Source organism: Allobosea sp. 2RAB26, from assembly GCF_052115465.1.
Classification (GTDB): Bacteria; Pseudomonadota; Alphaproteobacteria; order Rhizobiales; family Beijerinckiaceae; genus Allobosea.
The window spans coordinates 320,467-336,686 of the sequence record NZ_JBFRGS010000001.1 but is presented as its reverse complement, the minus strand read 5'-3'; the positions used below and the strand labels follow the sequence as shown (position 1 = coordinate 336,686).

The following is a 16,220-nucleotide window of genomic DNA, read 5'->3' as shown; positions in this document are numbered from 1 at the left end:
GGTCACTTGATCCGCTCGAGCACCGAGACATAGTTGGCCACCGCAGCCCCACCCATGTTGAAGATACCGCCCAGGCGTGCGTCCTGGACCTGCATGCCTTCGGGCGCCTCGCCAGTGAGCTGCATGGCGCTGAGCACATGCATCGAGACGCCGGTCGCGCCGATCGGATGGCCCTTGGCCTTCAGGCCGCCGGAGACATTGACCGGCAGCTTGCCGCCCTTCTGCGTCCAGCCTTCCTTGATGGCGCGGGCGCCCTCGCCTTCTTTCGTCAGGCCCATCGCCTCGTATTCGATCAGCTCGGCGACGGTGAAGCAGTCATGCGTCTCGACGAAGGAGAGATCATCCAGCGTGACGCCGGCATCGGCGAGCGCCTTCTTCCAGGCTTCGGCACAGCCGTCGAATTTGAGGATGTCGCGCTTCGACATCGGCAGGAAGTCCTGGACATGGGCCATGCCACGGAAGCCGACGGCCCGGCGCATTTCCATCGCCGTCGCCTGATCGGCCAGTACCAGCGCGGCAGCGCCGTCCGAGACCAGCGAACAATCGGTGCGCTTCAGCGGCCCGGCGACATAGGGGTTCTTCTCGCTCTCCTCGCGGCAGAAGGCGAAGCCGAGATCCTTGCGCATCTGCGCATAGGGGTTCTCGACGCCATTCTTGTGGTTCTTGGCCGCGATCATGGCGAGTGCATCCGACTGATCGCCATGGCGCTGGAAATAGGCGGCGGCAATCTTGCCGAACACACCGGCGAAGCCACCGGGGGTCTCGCCATCTTCCGGCAGATAGGAGGCCTTGAGCAGGAATTTGCCGATATCGGCCGAAGGTGTCTTGGTCATCTGCTCGACGCCGACGACGAGCACGATCTTGGCATCGCCGGCCTTGATGGCGCGCACGCCCTGGTGCACGGCGGCCGAGCCGGTCGCACAGGCATTTTCGACCCGCGTCGTCGGCTTGAAGCGCAGCGCCGGGTCCGCCTGCAGCACGAGCGAGGCCGTGAAATCCTGGGCGGAGAAGCCGGCATTGTAGTGGCCGAGAACGATCTCATCGACCTGTTCGGCGGTAATGCCGGCATCGACCAACGCGTCCGTCGCCACGCGGACGATCAGGCTCTCGATGGTTTCGGCATCCTGCTTGCCGAACGGCGTGTGGGCCCAGCCGACGATTGCAGCGCTCATGACGACCTCTCAGAGTAATGTGCAGTTACACTTATCTGCGCCCGACCACGGTATCGTTCAAGCCGGAAACAGCGCAATCCGGCCGTGCGCAGAAAGGGGGACTGCCCGCGAAGCCCCGCTCGTAACGATATAGCGCGTTGCCGCCCATGAGGGGAGAGGATGAGCCTGTTCGCGCATTCTGCGCCGGCTCTCTGCATGACGCTGGAGACTGTGCTGGGCTTGCCTGGTCGAGCTTTCCGCGTCCACCTGTGCCCGCGGCACGTCCAACTGACGGCCTACATTTTCTCGCCGGGCAGCTGACTGGCTTGTTTCACCCAAGCGGCGAACTGCGCCTCGTCGAGTTCGCCCTCATGGATATCGAGATAGCGCACGTCCTTCTGCTTGGACGCACCGGGCGGAACAGGGCTCAGCGATGCGCCGCGGAAGAACGCAACTTTCACGTATGTCGTGAGGCAATGAAAGCCGAGGAACCAGCCTTGGTCCTGACCCTCCACTCCGTAGAAGGGCGAATTCCATTTGACCGCCTTGCGCGCCCCGGGAACGGTGCGCTCGATGATGGCATCGAGGCGGCGTCCGACGTCGCTTTTCCAGCCCGGCATGGCCGCGATATAGGCCTGCACGGGGGCGTCACCATAGCCCTTGGCAATCTGGGGATTGCCACCCGAAAGCAGGACGACTTCGCCCGGCTGCGCCTTCAGCGCCGATTTGCGCGGTCTGGCCCGCTTCTCGAGAACCGGCTCGGCGGCCTCGTTCTCCGTGGCCTGCTCCGGCTTTCTGGACATCCCAGTCATCATCTTCACTGCTGTCTGGCGGTGCGTCGGCCGCCGCCCGATTTGGCGGCATAGGGCAGCGCGAACATGTAGAGACCGGTGGGCAGAAGCACGAAGAGCGGGAACAGCGGCAGGAAATACACCCACTCGGCAGGCTGCTTCCCAAGGCCCAAGGCGATGAAGATCGCGATGACGACCACCGTAAAGATAATCGACATCCAGCGGTGGATCTGCCGAATCCAGTCGTTCCAGTTCATTGGGACCTCCTCTGAGGGCAAGGTGCAGCGGATCGGGCGACGCAGACGTCAATCCGTCCGCGCCATGACCTCTTCCAGATTTCCAAAGAACCGCGGCCAGCCAGCCATTGCTCCCCGGTAATAGGGCTGCTGGTCCGGCCTGAACCCCGTCTGCTCCATGCGCAGAAAGGTCCCGGTGCTCGTAGGGATGAGCGTCCAGGTGACGACGCTCTCGAGATCCTTGGTGTTCCACGTGTAGGTCAGCGTCTTGTGCGGCTCGATCGCCTGAATTTGACACTCGACGACGCCCCAGTCCGCGCTGAGATTGAACCGGTGGCCCAGATCTGGCTTGAAGTTGTTCTTCATCAGCCACTCCTCGATGAGATGCGGTTGCGTGAGAGCGCGCCAGAGCTTTTCCGGCGGATGGGCTATCTCACGCTCGACAACGACCGAGAGCGTTTCGGTCGACGTTTCGTTCATTGGTCCATCCTCTTCAGCAGGTCTTCGAGGTCGTCGAATTTACTGTGCCAGAACCCGGCCATTTGGTTCGTCCAGTCGATCAGCGGGCCCAGGGCGCCGATTTGCGCGCTATAATGCGTCTGACGCCCTTCATGGCGATCCCGCACCAGCCCGGCCTGCTTCAGAATGCCGAGATGCTTTGAAACGGCCGGCTGCGAGATCCCGGCTTGGGCTGTGAGTGCCCCGACCGTCTGCTCACCTTCGCGACACAGCCGTTCGAAAATGCCCCGCCGCGTCGGATCGGCGAGCGTCCTGAAGAGCGCGTCGTGAGCGTTCAGCATCGGAACCCATAACTCATTGGCTATTGATTTGACTCATAACCGCCGAGATATGCGTAGGTCAAGCGCGGTGCTATCGCAGCACCATGATCGGTCACAGGAACCACCGGACATGTCGTACGGAGAGGCAGCCTCGCCACCCGTTGCGGCGCGGCTGTTCATCGGTCAGCCGGCACATATCGGCGCTGGGTCGAACCTGTCAGGCACCCAAGATCGGCCGTGTCCGCAAGATAGTCGCCCAAGCGGTTCCGTGGAGCGGCGGCCGGCTAAATCGCCAGCATCAGGAGCAGGCCGACACCGAAGACGATCATTGCCATGCCCAGCAGTTCGCGCCGCGTCGTACCTTCCGAGAACATCTTGCGCGAGGCGATCTGCGCCAGTGGCACTTCGATCAAAGCCAGGGTCCGGACATTGGCCGCCGTCGTCAGCGAGAAGCCGATGAACCAGAACTGCGAAGCCGCCGCGCCAAGGAAACCCGCCGTCAGCGAACGGCGCCAGTTCTTCAGGCTCAGGACCAGCGCCTTGCGGTTGGCGATCAGCATGTAGAGCGTCAGGATCAGTGTCTGCAGGCCCAGCCCCAGAGCAAGGGTCGTCGTCGCCCGGATCAGGAAGTCGCCATCCGGCAGAGACTGGATCGCGCCGCGATAGCCGATGGCCGACAGCGCGAAGCAGGCGCCTGAGCCGATGCCGAGCAGCGCGGGACGCAGGCCCGCCCGGCTCAGCTTTTCGCCCGGCTTCCAGGAAACCAGGACGACACCGGCCGTTGCGATCACGATCGCTGCGAATTTCGCCGGGCTCAGCGCATCCCCGAGCAGCAGCGCTCCGAAGACCGCCACCTGGACTGGCTCCGTCTTGGTATAGGCGGTGGTCACGGCGAAGGAGCGCTCTCTCATCGCCGCCAGCATCAGGGCCGTCGCCGCGATCTGGGTCAGCGCGCCCCAGCTCGTGATGCCGAGCGTCGCAAGGCTGATCTGCGGCGGCAGGCGCCCCAGGCCAAGGCAGACGAGGAGCAGGAACAGCAGCGCGAAGGGCAGACCGAACAGGAAGCGCACCTGCGTCGCGCCGACGACGCCGATCACCTCCGTCAGCGAGCGCTGGGTGAGGTTGCGCGCCGTCTGCAGCAGCGAGGCGACGATCGTTGCCGGGATCCAGAAGAGGGTAAAGCTCACGCGGGCATCCGGGGCTGGAACTGTGACCAAGGCTTTACGGCCGCCCGACATGACTAGGCAAATCGCTCCGCTGGGGGTAGGTATGCGTCCATGGGCGGGCCGATCGGTCGCGCCGTCTCGAAAATGCCGCACGCGTCGCGTTGAACCCTGCGCCTTCAACCCTCGTCCAGACAGGCTCAAGACCCGCCCGATGAACGCTCCCCGTCTCGCTGTCCTCGCCCTTGCCCTGTCCGTCAGCGCTCCGGCCCTCGCCGGCACGAGTCTGGTGGTCGATGCGTCCAGTGGCGCCGTTCTCTCCAGCGAGAATGCCAGCCAGGCCTGGCACCCGGCCTCGACCACGAAGATGATGACGGCCTATCTGGCGCTCAAGGCAGTGCGGGCCGGCAAGCTCGGGCTTGAAACGGCGATCCCCGCCTCGAAGCGGGCCGCGAGCCAGCCGCGCGTCAAGGTCTATATCCGCGCCGGGCAGGAGATCACGCTCGACAACGCCCTGCGCATCATGATGGTGAAATCGGCCAACGACATCGCCTATGTCATCGCCGAGGGCGTCGGCGGCGATGTCGAGACCTTCGTCGGGATGATGAATGCCGAAGCCCAGCGCCTCGGCATGAATGACACGGTCTTCACCAATCCGAATGGCTGGCATGATCCGAACCAGCAGGTCAGCGCCCGCGACCTCGCGGTTCTCGCCATGGCGCTGATGCGCGAATTCCCGGACTATTCCGATTACTGGAACACCGGCTCGGTTCAGCTCGGCAAGCAGGTTCTCCAGAACACGAACGGCCTCGTCGGACGCTATTCCGGCATCTCCGGCATGAAGACCGGTTTCGTCTGTGCCTCGGGTTTCAACGTCGTGGCGACGGCGACGCGTGGCGGCCGCACGCTCGTCGCGGTCGTGCTGGGTGCGCTGTCCGCCTCCGAACGCACCGTCAAGGCGGCGCAGTTGCTCGATGACGGCTTCTCGAAATGGGGAGGCTCCGGCTACACCCTCGCCAGCCTGCCCTCCGGCAATGGTGGACGCGCCAACAATATCTGCGACGAGGTTCGCCGCAGAGGCGGCGGCGTGGCTTTGGCGGACGATTCCGACGTGTCCGGCCCCATCGCTGCCAATGCCGCATCCGGCAGCGGTAACGACAACGCCATGAGCGAGCGCTTCGGCGGGCCGCAGCCGCAGGCTCGCGCCACAGGCGCCCTGCTGACCCGCACACCTTCCGGCCGGATTGTCCTGGGGCCGCGCGCGCCGATGACACCGGTACAGGTCTCCTTCGGCCGCACGCCGGGCTCTGCTTCGGCCCCGCTCGCCGCCAATGCCACGGCGCGGCCCGACACCCAGTTCGCCCGCGATCGCGCGCCGGTCATTACGCCAGGAGCCCCGGTGTCCGCCGGAGTAGCATCCGGCCCATCGACACGCACCGCCTCGAGCAATGGCGCCATTCCGCGCGGGACGACGGCCTTCGCTCCGAGCAGCGAGGATGTCCAGCCTCCGTCGAATGCCTTCCAGAGCGGCCCCATGAAGCTGCAGGGCGCGATCCGGCCCGGCGCGGCGGCGGCGTCCAGCCTGCGCCCAGGCTCAGCCGCAGGCATCAAACAGGCGGCCCGCCCGCCTGTAAGGCCGGCCCCCGCAAAGCCCGACGCGGCGGCGAAGGCCAAGCCGGAAGCGGCGGCAAAGGCCAAGACCAAGCCCGGCCAGAGTGAACCCAAGCCTCAGCCGGCCCGCACAGGCGCCGTGAAGCCCCCCGTCAAGCCGAAAGCCAAAGTGAACGACGACGCCTGAGTCCTGGAGGGTGCGCGCCGAGACCGCCCGCACCGCCAGTCGACACGGCATCGCCCTGGCGTTTGCCTCGGCTGCCGCCTATGGCAGCAACATCGTCTCGGCCCAGCTCGCGGGCCAGGCCGGCCTGAGCGGGCCGCTGCTGGTTTTCTACCGGGTTTTCATCATGCTCGCGCTGGTGGCCGGAGCCGCCTGGCTTCTGCGGGCGAACTTCAGGGTTCCGCGGGACCAATACCGGGCGCTGCTGGCCTTCGGCCTGACCAGCGCTCTCGTCGGCTCGGCTTACCTGTCCTCGGTCGCCTTCCTGCCCGTAACCGTCGCCGCCGTCATCTTCTACACCTACCCTGTCATCATCGTCCTGGCCGAGCCTCTGCTGACGCCTGCGCGCTTCAGCCTCGACCGACTTGCGGTGGCGCTGACCGCCTTTCTCGGTGTCGGCATGGTCGTCGGGCCCGATCTGCATGGGCTCGATCCGCGCGGGCTTGCGCTCGCGCTCGCAGCCAGCCTAGCGGCCGCGGCACAGTTTTTCGCGGGCTCCGCCTGCGCCGCGACGCCGCTCGCGCCAAAACTGTTCTGGTCGCATCTGCTCATCCTGCCGGTGACAGCGGGCATTCTCGCTTTCGTTGGCGGCTTTGCCCTTCCGAGCGCGCTGGCCTCGGCACCGATGGCCGTCGCGATCACCGTTGGCGGCTATCTCGTCGGCTTCCTGTTCCAGGCGATGGCATTGGCCCGTGTCGCGCCAGGCCCCGCTGCCCTCACCTTTTGTGCCGAGCCGGTCTTTGCCGTCGGGATAGCCGCCGTGATGCTCGGCGAGCGGGTCGGCGCGCTGCAATATGCGGGCGGCGCCCTTGTCGTCGTCGCGATCATGGCTAATGTAATATTGGAACAAAATCGGGCGCGACGCGTGCCCGCCCTCAGCCTTGATCGATGATGCCCGACATGACCGGTAGCGACCAGAGACCCATCCCGATCCCGCTGACCTTGCTCACCGGCTTCCTTGGAGCCGGCAAGACGACCCTGCTCAACCGGCTGCTCAAGGACCCCGCGCTTGCCGATACCCTCGTGATCGTCAACGAGTTCGGCGAGATCGGGCTCGACCATCTGATGATCGAGGGTGTCGAGGAGAACATGGTTCTGCTCGCCTCCGGCTGCCTCTGCTGCACCATCCGCGATGACCTCATCGTCACGCTGGAAGACCTCTTGCGCCGCCGCGACAACCATCGCATCGCGCCATTCAAACGCGTGGTGATCGAGACCACCGGCCTTGCCGACCCGGCACCGATCCTGAATGTGCTGATCAACCACCCCTATCTCGCCATGCGCTTCAGGCTCGACGGCGTCGTCACGCTGGTCGATGCCGTCAACGGCATGGCGACGCTCGACGCCCATGAGGAGGCGCGCAAGCAGGTGGTCGCGGCCGACAGGATCGTGCTGACCAAGGCGGACCTGGTCGCGGATGGTCAGGCGGTCGAGGTGCTACGCCAGCGACTCCTGGCGCTCAATCCCGGGATCAACCTTCTCGCGCCGGATGCTCCGGCTGCGGACTTGATCAGCGCCGGCCTCTACGACCTTGCCGACAGGCCCCAGGCCCTGCGGAACTGGCTTGCCGTCGAGGCTCTGGCGACCGGCTCGGGCGGCCATCACCATCACAATCACTATCACGATCATCACGCCCATGGACACGGGCACGGGCATGACAATCATCATCATGATGTGAACAGGCATGACGAGAGCATCCGCGCCTTCTCGCTCTCGGCTGATGCTCCGATCAATCTGGCGACCTTCGAGCTGTTCTGGACCTTGCTGCGCTCGACCCACGGGGCGAAGCTCCTGCGGCTGAAGGGGCTCGTCGCCATAGCCGAACACGCCGGCCAGCCGCTGCTGGTCCATGCGGTCCAGCAGATCCTGCATCCCCCGATCCTGCTCGACAGCTGGCCTGATGCAGACCAACGCTCGCGCCTGGTCCTCATCGTCAAGGAGCTCGACGAGGCGATGGTGCAGCGCCTCTGGGCCGCCTTCCTTGGTCAGGCTTCGGCGGCGCTCACGCCTCCGCGCGCAACAGCCGCCGGATGATCTTGCCTGTCGTCGTCAGCGGCAGTTCCTCGCGAAAGGCGATCTCGCGCGGATATTCGTGCGCCGAGAGCCGCTCGCGCACGAAGCGTTGAAGTTCACCGGCCAGATCCTGCGAAGGCGCGAAGCCGGCATTCGGCACGACGAAGGCCTTGACGATCTCGGTCCGGAGTTCGTCCGGCTTCCCGACGACCGCCGCCAGCGAAACCGCCGGATGCTTCAGCAGGCAGTCCTCGATCTCCCCCGGCCCGATCCGATACCCCGATGAGGTGATGACATCGTCGTCGCGGCCGACGAAGTGGACATAGCCATCGGCATCCCGCACGGCCTGATCGCCAGTGGTCATCCAGTCGCCGATGAATTTGTCGACCGTCGCCTCCGGTCGGCGCCAATAGCCGAGGAACATCACCGGGTTCGGCCGCCGGATGGCAATCTGCCCTTCCTCGTCCGGCGCACATTCCGAGCCATCGGGCCGGATGATCGCGACCTCATGGCCGGGCGTCGGCTTGCCGATGAAGCCGGGCCGGCTGACCCCGATCGTCGCGCAGGACGACAGCACGAGATTGCACTCGGTCTGGCCATAGGCCTCGTTGATCGTCAGCCCCAGCGCCTCGCGCCCCCAGCTCAGCGTCTCGGCTCCAAGCGTTTCGCCGGCTGCCGCGACCGTGCGCAGTTTCAGGTCAAAGCGGTCGCGCGGCTTGCCCACGCTGCGCAGCATCCGGAGCGCCGTCGGCGGGATGAAGGCATTGCGGATACCGAGATCGGCCATCAGCCGAAAGGCGTCTTCGGGGTCGAAACGGGAATGGGCGCGCGCCACGACCGGAACGCCGAAATGCAGCGCCGGCAGCAGCATATTGAGCAGACCGCCGGCCCAGGCCCAGTCGGCCGGCGTCCAGGCGAGGTCGCCGGGCATCGGCAGGAACTCGTGCACCATCTGCACACCGGGCAGATGCCCCGGCAGGACCCTGTGGCCATGCAGCGCGCCCTTCGGGTTGCCCGTGGTGCCGGAGGTATAGATCATCAGGGCCGGATCGTCGGGCCCGGTGTCCGCAACTGAAAAATCCTCGCTCGCATCCGCCAGCAGCTGCCCCCAGTCCTCAGCACCCGCCCCGGCGCCATCCGTGGACACCATCAGGTCGAGATCGGGCAGCGGCTCGGCAATCTGCCGAACCTTCATCAAGCCCGCAGCATTGGAGATGAGCGCGCTCGCGCCGGAATCGCGAAGGCGATAGGCCAGCGCATCGACCCCGAAGAGCGCGGCCAGCGGCACCGCGATGGCGCCCAACTTATAGGCGGCGAGATGTGCGGTGAGCACGGCCTCTCCCTGCGGCAGCAGGATCGCGACCCGATCCCCGACGCCGACGCCGCGCATCGACAGCGCCGTCGCCAGTCGGTTCGATTGCGCTCGCAACCGGCCGAAGCTGACCGGCGTTACCGTCCAGTCAGGGGTGACGTCGAGAATGGCCGGACGGTCGGGCTCCAGCGCGGCCCAGCGATCGCAGACATCGACAGCAATGTTGTAGCGCTCTGGAATCCGCCACTGGAAGGTCTCGCGCAGGCGGCCGTAATCGCGCAAATCGGGAAGCATGAAAGATTGAGGGTCCGGCGTTGATGGCGCGGCACGATAGGCAGCGCTCGCCGCGCTGTCACCTTGGCGCTAGGTCAGGTCCGCTCTGCACCTTGCTCAGCCATTCGCCATCTGCGAACGCCGGGCCCAGCCCGTCATGCGGCTCTCGACAAGATCGACGATGGCGACGAGAAGCACGCCGAGGACCGCAAGCACGATCAGCGCCGCAAAGATCAGCGGCACGTTGAAATCAGCCGAAGCGCGGGTGATCAGGTTGCCGATGCCGAGATTGGACGCATTCTGCTCGCCGATCACCGAGCCGACATAGGCGAGCGTGATCGAAACCTTCAGCGCCCCGAAGAAATAGGGCAGCGCGCGCGGAATCCCGACCTTGGTCATGATGTCGTAGCGGCTGGCACCCAGTGCCTTCAGCACATCCTCGGTCTCGGGCTCGATCGTGGCCAGCCCGGTCGCGACATTGACGACGATCGGGAAGAACGAAATCACGAACGCGGTCAGCACCGGCGGCTGCCAGCCGACCCCGAACCAGATCACCAGGATCGGCACGACAGCGACCTTGGGAATCGAGTTGAAGCCGACAAGCAGCGGGTTCAGGCCCGCATAGATCAACCGCGACGAGCCGACGAGCAGGCCGAGCGCCAGACCGAACACGATCGAGAGCACAAAGCCGGCCGTGGTCATCCAGAGCGTGTGAAAGGCGTTCGTGTAGAGCGGCTTTTGATACTGCACCAACGCAGCCCAGATCGCGGAGGGCGGCGGGAGGATGAAGGAGGAGATCGCGAAGGCGCGGCAGGCGATCTCCCAGATCGCGAAGAAGCCAAGCGTGAACAGATAGGGCGCGAGCCTCAGCCAGAGCGAGCGCTTCATGCCGCCTCCCGCGCCGTACGGATATGGCCGCGCAACTCATGCACGACCGACGCGAATTCAGGCGTATAGGTGATGTCGAGATCACGCGGGCGCGGGAAATCGATCTCGCGCTCGGCGATGATCCGCCCCGGCCGCGCCGACATGCAGAACACCCGGTCGGCCAGGAAAACGGCCTCGCGCAGATCATGCGTCACCAGGATCACGGTGATGCCGCGCTCGGCATGAAGATCGCGGATCACGCACCAGAGTTCTTCGCGCGTAAAGGCATCGAGCGCACCGAAGGGCTCATCCAGCATCAGGAGCTTCGGCTCATGGATCAGCGAGCGGCACAGCGAGGCGCGTTGCTGCATGCCGCCGGACAGCTGCCAGGGGAATTTCTGGCCCATGCCCTCGAGTCCGACCTTGGCGAGCAGAGCCTCGGCCCGCGCGACATAATCCGACTTGTTGGCACGCAAGCGCGAACGATGCGGCTCGACGATCTCCAGCGGCAGCAACAGGTTCCGCAATGTCGTGCGCCAGGGCAGCATCACCGGGTTCTGGAAGGCCATGCCGGTGATCTTGATCGGCTGCGTCACCTCCTGCCCGGCGACGATCACCGTGCCGCGCCGGGGCCTCTGCAGGCCGGTCGCGAGCTTCATCATCGTGGACTTGCCGCAGCCGGAGGGGCCGACGATCGCCGCGAACTCGCCCTCCCGGATCTTCAGCGAAAGCCCGTCCACGGCGGGGGTGCTTTCGCCTCCGCCGTAGACATGGGTGACTTCGTGGAGTTCGACGAAGGCGCTCAAGCGCGAGCCCGCAAGGTCGAGCGCATCAGAACTTCCGCTCGGCCACAGGCGGCAGGTAGCTGTCGTCGAAAGCCGCCCCGGCCTTCGCCTTGTCCTTGAACGTGAAGGTCAGCCCGATCTGGTCCAGCGCCCGTTCCCAGCGCGCCTTGTCGATACCGCCAAAGCCATCGGCCTTGACTGCTGGCGTCATGACGTTCTGGGCGATCGTCATCTTGAGGCGCTCGACCTCGACCTCGAGCTTGGCGACATCGTTTCGCTGGATCACGAGCTTGCCGCCGAGTTCCGGGTCGGCCACCGTGTCGCGAACGCCTTTGGTGATCGCCCGAAGCAGGCCACGCACGGCCTCGGGCTTTTCGGCCGCGAATTTCGGCGAGACCATCACGACATTGCCGTAGAGCTCGACGCCGTAATCCGACATCAGCAGAGTGACGATGTCGTCGACGGGAACGCCGCGTGATTTCAGGTTGATATAGGAGGAGTTCGCGAAGCCGAACACCGCGTCGACCTCGCCTGAGGCCAACATCGGCTCACGCACGGGGAAGCCGACATTCTCCATCCGCATCTTGCTGTCGTCGAGCTTGTTGACGGTCTTGAAGATCGGCCATTGCGCAAAGGCCGCGTCAGCCGCCGGGGCGCCGAACTTCTTGCCCTCGAGACTCTTCACGTCCGCGTTGATGCCACGGCTCTTGCGGCCGACGATCGAGAACGGCGGCCGGTCATAGACCATCATCACCGCCTTCAGATCGACGCTGGGATTCTCGTCGCGGAACCGGATCAGCGAATTCACGTCGCCGAAGCCGGCATCGTAGGTGCCGGACGCCACCCGCGGGATCGCCTCGCGCGAGCCGTTGCCCGTGTCGATCGTGACGTCGAGGCCCTCGGCTTTGAAATAGCCCTTCTCCTGCGCCATCAGGAACAGCGCAGCCGGACCCTCGAAGCGCCAGTCGAGCGTGAAGCGAACGGCGGTCTGAGCGAAGGCGGGACCCGCGCCGGTCAGGCAGGCTGCGGCGAGCCCCAGGGCGCCCAGCACACGGCTCATCCCACGCCGGGAGAGCATCGTGGGGCGGAACGGGTTCGTCGACATCGGCAGCTCCGGATCATCACATGCAGGCGGGTCGGCAGGACCCGTTCGAACGGAACGCGACCAGCAAATCCCATGCCGTGGCGTCCTATGCTCAAACTGGCCGAATACAAAACAAGGTCAAGCGCATAGCGCCGAAAATGCATGCACTGCGCCTAAAATATAACGCGACGTCACCAGGCCCGATCGCGATCGGCTAAAGCGGCAGCGCTCCGTCGGTCTTGACCTCTTCCATCACGGCATAGGTCCGCGTCTCGCGCACCGCCGGCAGCGCCAGCAGCACTTCGCCGAGGAAACGGCGATAGGCGTTCATATCGGCCACCCGCGTCTTCACGAGATAGTCGAATCCGCCGGCAACCATGTGGCATTCCAGCACTTCGGGCGCCCGTTTCACCGCGGTTGCGAAACGCTCGAAGGCGTCGGGCGTCGTCTTGTCGAGATAGACCTCGACGAAGACCAGCAGATGCAGCCCGAGCTTCAGCGGATCGAGCGTCGCGCGATAGCCCGTGATGTAGCCGTCTCGCGAGAGGCGCTTCAGTCGCTCACCGGTCGCGGTTGGCGACAGGCCAACCTTTTCAGCCAGTTCGACGCCGGCGATGCGCCCGTCGGATTGCAGCATGGCGAGGATACGCCGGTCGGTTCGATCGAGCACGGGATTATTCTCTAAAAGATCCGGAATATTCGAAGATAGATAAAGGCTATCACAGAAAATGGCCATTGATATCCGGCCACGCAAGCGCGATCCTTGAAATCATCCCGTCATTCATTCGGAATCGCACCATGGCCGCTCCTGCCCCCCGTCCGGTCGCCCCGTCCGCTCGCCACGCCTTCCGCGCGCCCTATGCCGAAGACGATGCGACGATTGCGGCACGGCTGCTTGCCGGCGCCAGGCGCGAACCGGCGGCCAAGGCGAGGATCGACCAGCGCGCGACAGGGCTGATCGAGGCCATCCGGACCCGCAAGGTCGGCCTGGGTGGCATCGAGGAACTCCTGCGCGAGTACTCGCTCTCGACCAAGGAGGGGCTTGCGCTGATGGTTCTGGCCGAAGCGCTGCTGCGCGTGCCGGATTCCACGACCGCCGACCAGTTGATCGAGGACAAGCTCGGCCAGGGCGATTTCGCCCATCACGAATCCAAATCGGATGCCTTCCTGATCTCGGCGTCGTCCTGGGCGCTTGGCATCACCGCTCGCATCATCCAGCCGGGCGAGACACCGACCAGCATCATCGGCAATCTGTCGAAGCGCCTCGGCCTGCCTGCCGTCCGCACCGCGACCCGCCAGGCGATGCGTGTCATGGGCAATCATTTCGTGCTCGGCCAGACCATCGAGGAGGCACTGAAGCGCGCCCGCTCGGGCACCGGCAAGCTTTATCGCTATTCCTTCGACATGCTCGGCGAAGGCGCACGCACCCAGGCCGATGCCGACCGCTATTTCGCCTCTTACGCCGCGGCCATCGACGCAATCGGCCGCTCGGCCGGCAATGACCCTCTGCCGAACCGGCCGGGCATCTCGGTCAAGCTGTCGGCCCTGCATCCGCGCTATGAGGCCACCAGCCACGAGCGCGTGCTGAGCGAACTCGTGCCCAAGGTCATCACGCTGGCCCAGCAGGCCAAGGGCTACGACCTGAACTTCACGATCGACGCCGAGGAAGCCGACAGGCTGGAACTCTCGCTCGACGTCATCGATGCGGTGACGGCAGATCCGACGCTCGCCGGCTGGGACGGCTTCGGCCTCGCGATCCAGGCCTACCAGAAGCGCGCCTCGGCGGTGATCGACCATATCGCGGCCCTGGCCGAGCGCCATAACCGCCGCATGATGGTGCGCCTGGTCAAGGGCGCCTACTGGGATACCGAGCTGAAGCGCGCCCAGGAGCGCGGCCTCTCCGACTACCCCGTGTTCAGCCGCAAGGCCATGACCGACCTCAACTACGAGGCCTGCGCCGCGCAGCTGCTAGCCTTGCGTCCACGCATCATTCCGCAATTCGCCACCCACAACGCATTGACGGTCGCAGCGGTCGCCGAGATGGCGGGCGGCTCCCAGGGCTTCGAGTTCCAGCGCCTGCACGGCATGGGCGAGGCGCTCTATGAGAGGTTGCTCCAGGAGGATTCCGGCTTCGCCTGCCGCACCTACGCCCCGGTTGGCGGCCATCAGGATCTGCTCGCCTATCTCGTGCGCCGTCTGCTCGAGAACGGTGCGAACTCCTCCTTCGTCAGCGTGTCCGGCGACCCTGACGTGCCGGTCGCACAGCTGCTCGTACCCCCTGCCGACATCATCGGCACCTCGGCAGCGGCTCGCCATCGACGCATTCCGCTTCCCGCCGACATGTTTGGCGCCTCGCGCAAGAACTCGGCCGGCGTCGAGCTTGGGCATGAGGCCAGCCTCGTCGCGCTTCAGTCGGAGATCGGCCAGGCAGCAGCCAAGCCGTTCCCCGAGGCGACGGTGATCATCAACGGCAAGCCGGCCGGTGGCGTCTCCCGCCCCGTCCTGTCCCCGATCGATGCCCGGCAGGTCGGGACCGTCCTGGAAGCCGATGATGCCCTGGCCGATCGCGCCATCCAGGCGGCCCAGGCCGGCTTCACCAGCTGGAACCGCACCCCCGCCCGGACGCGCGCTGCCGCCCTGCGCAAGGCTGCGGACCTGATGGAGGAACGCCGCGGCCTGCTGCTCGCACTGCTCCAGGCCGAAGCCGGCAAGACGCTTGACGATGCCATTTCGGAGGTGCGCGAGGCCGTCGATTTCTGCCGTTACTATGCGGCCGAAGCCGAAGCGCATTTCGCCACGCCGCAGGTACTTCCCGGCCCGACCGGCGAGGAGAACCGCCTGATCTTGCGTGGGCGCGGGCCGTTCGTCTGCGTCGCGCCCTGGAATTTCCCGCTGGCGATCTTCTCGGGCCAGGTCGTTGCCGCGCTCGTCGCCGGCAATAGCGTCGTCGCCAAGCCAGCCCCGCAGACGCCGCTCATCGCCGCCGCTACTGTCCGCCTGCTCCACGATGCCGGCATTCCGGCTTCCGCCCTCCATCTCGTGCCGGGAGACGGCAAGGTCGGCGCCCGGCTCGTCGCTCATCCAGCCGTGGCCGGCGTCGCCTTCACCGGCTCGACCGCAACGGCGCGCGCCATCAACCGGACGCTCGCGGCCAAGGATGGGCCGATCGTTCCGCTGATCGCAGAGACAGGCGGCCTCAACGCCATGATCGTCGATGCGACCGCCCTGCCTGAGCAGGTCGCCGACGACGTCGTGATGTCGGCCTTCCGCTCGGCCGGGCAGCGCTGCTCGGCGCTGCGCCTCCTGGTGGTGCAGGAGGATGTCGCCGACAAGATCCTCGAGATGATCATCGGTGCCGGGAAGGAGTTGAAGCTCGGCGATCCGCGCGCCATCGACGTTCATGTCGGTCCGGTGATCGATGCCGCCGCCAAGAGCCGGCTCGACAATCATGTCGCGGCGATGCGCGCCGAGGGCCGGGTCGAATGGGCCGGCAGCACGCCGGCCCTCGGCGGCACCTTCGTCGCACCGCATATCGTCAAGCTCGACGGCATCTCCGACCTCACCCAGGAGCATTTCGGCCCCATCCTGCATGTCGTGCGCTGGAAGGCCGGGGAACTCGACAAGGTCATCGACCAGATCGAGGCCACCGGGTATGGGCTGACGCTCGGCGTGCATTCGCGCATCGAGACGACGGTCGAGCGGGTTGCCGAGCGGCTCTCCACCGGCAATGTCTACGTCAATCGCAACATCATCGGTGCCGTCGTCGGTGTGCAGCCCTTTGGCGGTCACGGCCTGTCCGGCACTGGCCCCAAGGCTGGCGGACCGCACTATCTCGCCCGTTTCGCGACGGAGCAGACGGTCACGGTCAACACGGCGGCAGCCGGCGGCAATGCCAGCCTGATCGCGATGGGCGAATGAGCAAGGCAGGGCGA

At 65.7% G+C, this 16,220-nt stretch carries 15 protein-coding genes; 4 read left to right on the top strand and 11 right to left on the bottom strand.

Translation table 11 applies throughout. The annotated features are described in order from the left end of the window. Positions 1-2: 2 nt before the first annotated feature. The 6 genes from AB4118_RS01500 to AB4118_RS01475 form a co-directional block, all read right to left on the bottom strand. A complete protein-coding gene (locus AB4118_RS01500; protein ID WP_441488057.1) occupies positions 3-1,172 on the bottom strand; it encodes an acetyl-CoA acetyltransferase in 1,170 nt (389 codons plus the stop codon). A gap of 275 nt (positions 1,173-1,447) precedes the next feature. After that, on the bottom strand, positions 1,448-1,963 hold the full coding sequence (locus AB4118_RS01495) for a DUF1801 domain-containing protein (RefSeq protein ID WP_441488056.1): 516 nt from the start codon (positions 1,961-1,963) through the stop codon (positions 1,448-1,450). A 5-nt stretch (positions 1,964-1,968) separates the two neighbouring features. After that, positions 1,969-2,199, bottom strand: coding sequence for a hypothetical protein (locus AB4118_RS01490; RefSeq protein WP_441488055.1), 231 nt, complete (start codon positions 2,197-2,199; stop codon positions 1,969-1,971). Positions 2,200-2,247: 48 nt separating this feature from the next. Then, positions 2,248-2,658 (bottom strand): SRPBCC family protein, encoded by a 411-nt coding sequence (locus tag AB4118_RS01485; RefSeq protein ID WP_441488054.1) that lies wholly within the window; start codon positions 2,656-2,658, stop codon positions 2,248-2,250. Beyond that, positions 2,655-2,978 carry an ArsR/SmtB family transcription factor gene (locus tag AB4118_RS01480; protein WP_441488053.1) on the bottom strand — a complete coding sequence of 108 codons (324 nt, stop codon included), beginning with the start codon at positions 2,976-2,978 and terminating at the stop codon, positions 2,655-2,657. The genes AB4118_RS01485 and AB4118_RS01480 overlap by 4 nt, the downstream gene beginning before the upstream one ends. Positions 2,979-3,241: 263 nt before the next feature. Next, positions 3,242-4,144 (bottom strand): EamA family transporter, encoded by a 903-nt coding sequence (locus tag AB4118_RS01475; RefSeq protein ID WP_441488052.1) that lies wholly within the window; start codon positions 4,142-4,144, stop codon positions 3,242-3,244. A gap of 190 nt (positions 4,145-4,334) precedes the next feature. Between AB4118_RS01475 and AB4118_RS01470 the strand changes: the two genes are divergently transcribed. Genes AB4118_RS01470 through AB4118_RS01460 form a run of 3 tightly spaced genes read left to right on the top strand, consistent with a single transcriptional unit; the run spans position 4,335 to position 7,988 of the window. Further along, a complete protein-coding gene (locus tag AB4118_RS01470) occupies positions 4,335-5,918 on the top strand; it encodes a D-alanyl-D-alanine carboxypeptidase family protein (RefSeq protein WP_441488051.1) in 1,584 nt (527 codons plus the stop codon). A gap of 10 nt (positions 5,919-5,928) precedes the next feature. After that, positions 5,929-6,846: a DMT family transporter gene (locus AB4118_RS01465; protein ID WP_441488050.1), complete on the top strand. Its 918-nt coding sequence runs from the start codon at positions 5,929-5,931 to the stop codon at positions 6,844-6,846. Next, a complete protein-coding gene (locus AB4118_RS01460; protein ID WP_441488049.1) occupies positions 6,846-7,988 on the top strand; it encodes a CobW family GTP-binding protein in 1,143 nt (380 codons plus the stop codon). The genes AB4118_RS01465 and AB4118_RS01460 overlap by 1 nt, the downstream gene beginning before the upstream one ends. Here the strand turns inward: AB4118_RS01460 and AB4118_RS01455 are convergent. From AB4118_RS01455 to AB4118_RS01435, 5 genes are all read right to left on the bottom strand, one after another. Continuing rightward, entirely contained in the window at positions 7,957-9,573 is a 1,617-nt protein-coding gene (locus tag AB4118_RS01455) for an AMP-binding protein (protein ID WP_441488048.1), read from the bottom strand. The two genes, AB4118_RS01460 and AB4118_RS01455, sit on opposite strands and share 32 nt — an antisense overlap. A gap of 96 nt (positions 9,574-9,669) precedes the next feature. Further along, positions 9,670-10,440 carry an ABC transporter permease gene (locus tag AB4118_RS01450; RefSeq protein WP_441488047.1) on the bottom strand — a complete coding sequence of 257 codons (771 nt, stop codon included), beginning with the start codon at positions 10,438-10,440 and terminating at the stop codon, positions 9,670-9,672. Beyond that, positions 10,437-11,225, bottom strand: a complete 789-nt coding sequence (locus AB4118_RS01445; protein ID WP_441488046.1) for an ABC transporter ATP-binding protein — start codon at positions 11,223-11,225, stop codon at positions 10,437-10,439. The genes AB4118_RS01450 and AB4118_RS01445 overlap by 4 nt, the downstream gene beginning before the upstream one ends. Before the next feature lie 25 nt (positions 11,226-11,250). Further along, positions 11,251-12,309 (bottom strand): ABC transporter substrate-binding protein, encoded by a 1,059-nt coding sequence (locus AB4118_RS01440; protein ID WP_441488045.1) that lies wholly within the window; start codon positions 12,307-12,309, stop codon positions 11,251-11,253. 193 nt (positions 12,310-12,502) lie between these two features. Next, complete coding sequence (locus AB4118_RS01435) at positions 12,503-12,958, bottom strand: Lrp/AsnC ligand binding domain-containing protein (RefSeq protein WP_441488044.1); 456 nt, start codon at positions 12,956-12,958, stop codon at positions 12,503-12,505. A 128-nt stretch (positions 12,959-13,086) separates the two neighbouring features. Here AB4118_RS01435 and putA point away from each other — a divergent pair, with 128 nt between their 5' ends. Next, the gene (gene putA / locus AB4118_RS01430; protein ID WP_441488043.1) at positions 13,087-16,206 is read left to right on the top strand and encodes a bifunctional proline dehydrogenase/L-glutamate gamma-semialdehyde dehydrogenase PutA; all 3,120 of its coding nucleotides are present in this window, start codon (positions 13,087-13,089) and stop codon (positions 16,204-16,206) included. Positions 16,207-16,220: the final 14 nt, after the last annotated feature.